General features: G+C 65.8%; 6 protein-coding genes. 2 read left to right on the top strand and 4 right to left on the bottom strand.

Annotated elements, in window-relative coordinates; translation table 11 throughout:
* Positions 1–254, bottom strand: a 254-nt coding sequence (locus AC1DNF_RS35210) for an SDR family oxidoreductase (protein ID WP_478153518.1), incomplete at its 3' end; no start/stop codon positions are given.
* A gap of 278 nt (positions 255–532) precedes the next feature.
* Between AC1DNF_RS35210 and AC1DNF_RS35205 the strand changes: the two genes are divergently transcribed.
* A complete protein-coding gene (locus AC1DNF_RS35205; RefSeq protein WP_478153516.1) occupies positions 533–1192 on the top strand; it encodes a DsbA family protein in 660 nt (219 codons plus the stop codon).
* A gap of 55 nt (positions 1193–1247) precedes the next feature.
* Here the strand turns inward: AC1DNF_RS35205 and AC1DNF_RS35200 are convergent, their stop codons facing one another.
* From AC1DNF_RS35200 to AC1DNF_RS35190, 3 genes are all read right to left on the bottom strand, one after another.
* Positions 1248–2027 (bottom strand): hypothetical protein, encoded by a 780-nt coding sequence (locus AC1DNF_RS35200; protein WP_478153515.1) that lies wholly within the window; start codon positions 2025–2027, stop codon positions 1248–1250.
* Positions 2028–2248: 221 nt separating this feature from the next.
* Positions 2249–2536, bottom strand: a complete 288-nt coding sequence (locus tag AC1DNF_RS35195) for a hypothetical protein (RefSeq protein ID WP_478153513.1) — start codon at positions 2534–2536, stop codon at positions 2249–2251.
* 210 nt (positions 2537–2746) lie between these two features.
* Positions 2747–3487 (bottom strand): hypothetical protein, encoded by a 741-nt coding sequence (locus AC1DNF_RS35190; protein WP_478153511.1) that lies wholly within the window; start codon positions 3485–3487, stop codon positions 2747–2749.
* A gap of 141 nt (positions 3488–3628) precedes the next feature.
* Here AC1DNF_RS35190 and AC1DNF_RS35185 point away from each other — a divergent pair, with 141 nt between their 5' ends.
* Positions 3629–4591 (top strand): metallophosphoesterase, encoded by a 963-nt coding sequence (locus AC1DNF_RS35185; protein WP_478153510.1) that lies wholly within the window; start codon positions 3629–3631, stop codon positions 4589–4591.
* Positions 4592–4755 lie beyond the last annotated feature (164 nt).

Raw genomic sequence — 4755 nt, 5'->3', positions numbered from 1 at the left:
ACGAAGATGCCCGCGTTGTTGACGAGCGAGTCGATGCGCCCGAAGCGTTCGAGGCCTTGCGCGACGATGCGCCTGGCGGTGTCGGCCGAGCCGATGTCGCCCGCGACCGTGAGGATGTCGGGATCATCGGAAGCCTTGATGGATCGCGATGTGGCGATGACGCGGTAGTTGCGATCGCGAAAGGCCTTGACCAATGCCGCGCCGATGCCTTGGGATGCGCCAGTGACGATGGCGACTTTTTGCTGTGTGTTCATGATTCGGATGGATGTCTGTCGCCGATGTGAGTGGCGAAATGCTCTTCGATCAGGAATGACCGAGGTCCGAATCTAGGTGCGTGACCGGCGAGAGGAAATACCTGTCATCCGGCAGACAGTGTTGCGCGCGGCGATCGAATGAGCGCGTCGACCGGCCTGTCGTCGACAGGGCGGGGATTGTGCACTCTCATGTCATCAGAGAAGTGAGTGACCGGGGATTCATCGATGCGTAGATTCTCCATAGCATTCATGCACGAACAAACCCAAGGAGTTCCCGCGTGAATCTCATCTATGTCGGCGACCCGATGTGCTCATGGTGCTATGGCTTCGGAAAGGAGCTATCCGCCGTGGTCGAGGCGGCGCCGGAGCTTTCCATGCAGATCGTGGTGGGCGGCCTGCGCGCCGGCGGCACCGAAGTCCTCGATGAAGAGGGCAAGCAATTTCGGCTCTCGCATTGGGCCCGTGTCGAAGCGGCAAGCGGCCTTCCATTCAACCGGGACGCGCTCATGGCGCGCCAGGGCTTTGTCTACGACACGGAGCCGGTCTGCAGGGCGGTGGTTGCTGCGCGACTCATTGCGCCGGAGGCGCCGCAGCTCGATGTGTTCAGGGCGCTTCAGCGCGCCTTCTACGTCGATGGACTGGACACCACGGATGCGGCGACTTTGGCCCGCGTGACGGCCGAAGCGCTGACTGCCGCGGGCCATGCGACCCGCGCGGAGACCGTATGGGACAAGTACCAGTCGGCGACGACGATCCAGGAGACTCGGAAGGACTTCCGGATGGCTCGCGGCTGGGGTATTTCCAGCTTTCCGGCGCTCCTCGCGGAGGTGGACGGCGCCTTGCACGTGGTGGTTCCCGGGTACTCCAGTGCGGCCGAGGTCCGAGCGGGCCTTGAGGCCCTGGGCCATCGCTTCGTGGATGCCGCCCGGCACGCATAGCCGACGCTTGGCCTTCGATCTGATGCGTGATGAGCCGCGGGGCAGGGCGGCTCCATCAGGCGAGTGCCTCCTGGGTCTCCTCAAGACGGGCCTTGGCAAGAACTTCCGAGACGAGGGACTTGTCACGGCCGTGAAGCCATGGAATCGGCTCATCCTTGCGCAGCATCTCCAGTTCGATGCGATAGAGCTGCTTGAGTTCGGCGACGGTGATGTGCGAGATGACCAGGGTGATTTCATCGTCCAACGGCTCCCAGTAGCCCACGACGTTGTTGCCGTGGTGGATGTGGTGTGCGCCGCTGGCCCGCAGGCCGACGCCTGCCTTGAACGTGGTGTCGCGATACAGCGCGGTGATGAGATCAAGGGTGCCCGCGTTGCGCCGGACGCCCTCGGCCTGGACCAGTCGGGCGGCAACCCCGATGAGGTTGCGCCCCCGCCAGTCGGGATGCACCCAGGCCGCGCCCATGTACCCATAGACCGTGCCGGGCCGAAGCGCTGGCCCGCTGTCGCGAATCCAATCCTCAGTCCGGGTGCCCTGGGCGCGATAGAGCGCGCCCCGGCTGAACGCCTCGCCCACGCGCCGGGCCGGGCCGACATTCACCAGCGTGCGGAACCCGGTCAGGGCCACCGGCTGTCCGCCATGCGCCAGGCAAACCCAGAAGTTGCGGCTGTCTGCGTTGCCGCTCCAGAATCGCCGCTGGAATTGACTTCCCTCGTTGACCGATGCGTACGTCCGGACGAGTGCGTCCATGTCGTTGCTGAACCTGGCGCTCAAGCCCATTGCGCCGATTTGGTGCTCCAGCAACCTCTCGTAATCCCTGAATTCGGGTAGTTCCATGCCTGTGTCCTCCTGAACAATGAAAGCGACTGCCGGTTGGCAGCGCACTCATGTGTAGCGGACATTGGGAGATTCGGCCAGCGTCTGGCGCGTCTACCCTTCAGGTCATGAACCTGGCTCAGGGTCTGGGAGACCCTTCCTTCCCATCCTGCACTCCCCGCGCCATGCGCGGCGGCGGATGCGCCTGCATGGCTTCGAGCGAGCCGTGTCGCGCGCGCCCGTCAGGCGGCGACGAAGCTCAGCCGCGCTTCGTGCGCCAGCCCGTCGCGAACGACGTCCCGGGCATCGTCGTCGGCGGCGAATTCGAAGAGGGCGTCGGGGATCTCGTCGTCCGCGAGCTCGAAAAGAATCTCGATGGCCTCCTGCTGGGCTTCGGAGAAGGTGCCCAGCTGGGTCAGCCGGTTGAACTTGGCGGCCGTCTCCTTCGGCGCGAGCGGCTGCAATTCGAGCAACTCGAGCACGAGCTTGATCTGCGATGGTGTGAGCGGCGCGGGGGCTGACTGCTTCATGGCTTCTGATCCTTTGAGGTCTGGCGCAGGCCTGTTCTCTTCCTGTGAAACTCAGTCTCCGCGCCGATCCTTAAGCGTCGCTGAAGACGGTCTCGAATGGTCTGCGGGGGTGCAAATAGCGCGCCGGGGCGTGAGGAAAGTCGCGCGGCACCCCATCGGTCCTCGTCGCGAATACGACAGGTCGTGCTTTCGATCGACGCCGGACCTCGTTCAATCGACCGGGCGCCACCGACCGGATTCCGGGCAGACCATCACCCGCGCGCCGTTCAGCCGCACTTGCTCTTCGTCCAGTTGCAGCGAGGTGTAAGGCTCGATGTCGAAGCCGATCCCGAGTGCGCGCGCCACGTGGGCATCTTCGATGGGGAGCTCCCAGGTCAGGAACACCTGGTTGCAATCCTGGTCGGGCCCGAAGTCGGCCGCTTGGAAGCCGCTGCCGCCGCGTCGAATGACGGCATGCGGCTGGCCCGTATCGAATATCACGGCCGTGCCCCGGGTGAGGGGGATGCGATGGCCGGTCGATGCAAAGTGCAGGTCCAGCCCCTTGTCCTCGCTCAGGAAGAGATTGCAGAACGCGGCGCTGCCGTATTGCGCGCCGTCATGGTGGTACTTCGCGCCACGGCAGGCCATGAGGGCGATGTCACTGGCGCCAAGCACCTCGTCCAGCCCCAGCGCGCGCGTCCAGTCGGACATCGCCCGCACGCAGCGCGTGTAGTCCGGCCAGCGCGCTCGCGCGCGCGCCAGTGGCAATGCCTCGACGTCTCCGGCCTCCAGGACCAGGCGCGAAGCGATCTCCCTCTCCCAATCCGCAACCAGGCGTGCGGGGGGCACGGGCACGTCGACGGTGCCTGACAGGACGACACCGCTCACGCTTCGGCTGCGGATGGCCTCGTCGCTCCGGAAGAAGGAAGTCAGGAACTCGCGCGCGCGATGCGGCGCAGGAGGGCGGTTCATCCGCAGCAGTGTAGGGGGCATGGGCGGCAACCCCGGGGCGGGGCTCGATGCATGCGCTCATGTAGAGTCGACTTGTCGCGCGACGCCCGCGAGGTCCGGGCATCGTTGCGGCGCCACCTTCCGGTGGGGCGGGGGAGACCCATGAAACTGTCGGATTGCAGCGAAGAAGAGCGCCGGGATCTCGCTGTCCTCGAAGCGCGGATCGGCCGCGCGCATCTGCGCCAGCGCCTCGGTCTCGAGGACGAGCAGGAGGCCCACGTCGCGCGCGAGGGCACGCACTTCTTCAATCCCGAGAACTGGACATCGCTCCACAGCTGGATACGCGTGGCGCTCGCGCTCACCGGGACGCGCGCGCGCGGGCGGCGCAACGTGCTGGACATCCGGCTGCGGCACAACGATGTCCTGCTCGGGCGTCTGCCGCCCGCCTTCGAGGGCTTCACGCTGCTGCATCTGAGCGACCTGCACATCGACATGAGCGAGGCCCATCTGGAGCGCCTCATCGAGAGCGTGCGCGGCGTCGCCCACGACGTCTGTGTGCTGACAGGGGATTTCCGTTTTCACACGTACGGACCCTACGCGCCGGCGCTTCATGCGCTGGCACGCTTGCGCCCGCATCTTGGCGACCCGGTCTATGCGGTGCTCGGCAACCACGACACCATCCGCATGGTGCCCGGGATGGAAGCGCTCGGCATCGGCGTGCTCATGAACGAATCGGCGCGCATCGAGCGCCAGGGCGAGGTCCTGATGCTGGTCGGCATCGACGACGCGCACTACTTTCGGACGCACAACTTCCACAAGGCCGCGGCCGGCGTCGCGCCGGACGCCTGCGCGATCCTCCTCTCGCACACGCCCGAGCCCTATCGCCACGCGGCGCACGCCGACTTCAGCCTGATGCTCAGCGGCCACACCCATGGCGGGCAGATCTGCCTTCCCGGCGGCATACCGATCCTCACGGATTCCGATGCGCCGCGCGCCATGGCCCGAGGGCCGTGGCAGCACCATGGCATGGCCGGCTACACCTCGGTGGGCTGCGGATCGTCGCTTGTCGATGTCCGGTTCAATTGCCCGCCCGAGATCACCTTGCATCGGCTGCACCGCGGCTGAGCGGGCGCCCCGCTCAGTAGTTCGCCATCAGGCAGGCCTGACCCCGGGGCATGAAACCGGGGTCACAGTCAAATTCGGCGTTCGATGGCATGAGTTTCTTAGTAGTTCGCCATCAGGCAGGCCTGACCCCGGGGCATGAAACCGGGGTCACAGTCAAATTCGGC

Source organism: Variovorax sp. 01T432 (assembly GCF_056398605.1).
Note: the sequence above shows the minus strand (reverse complement) of the source record. Positions and strands in the feature narration are given on the sequence as shown.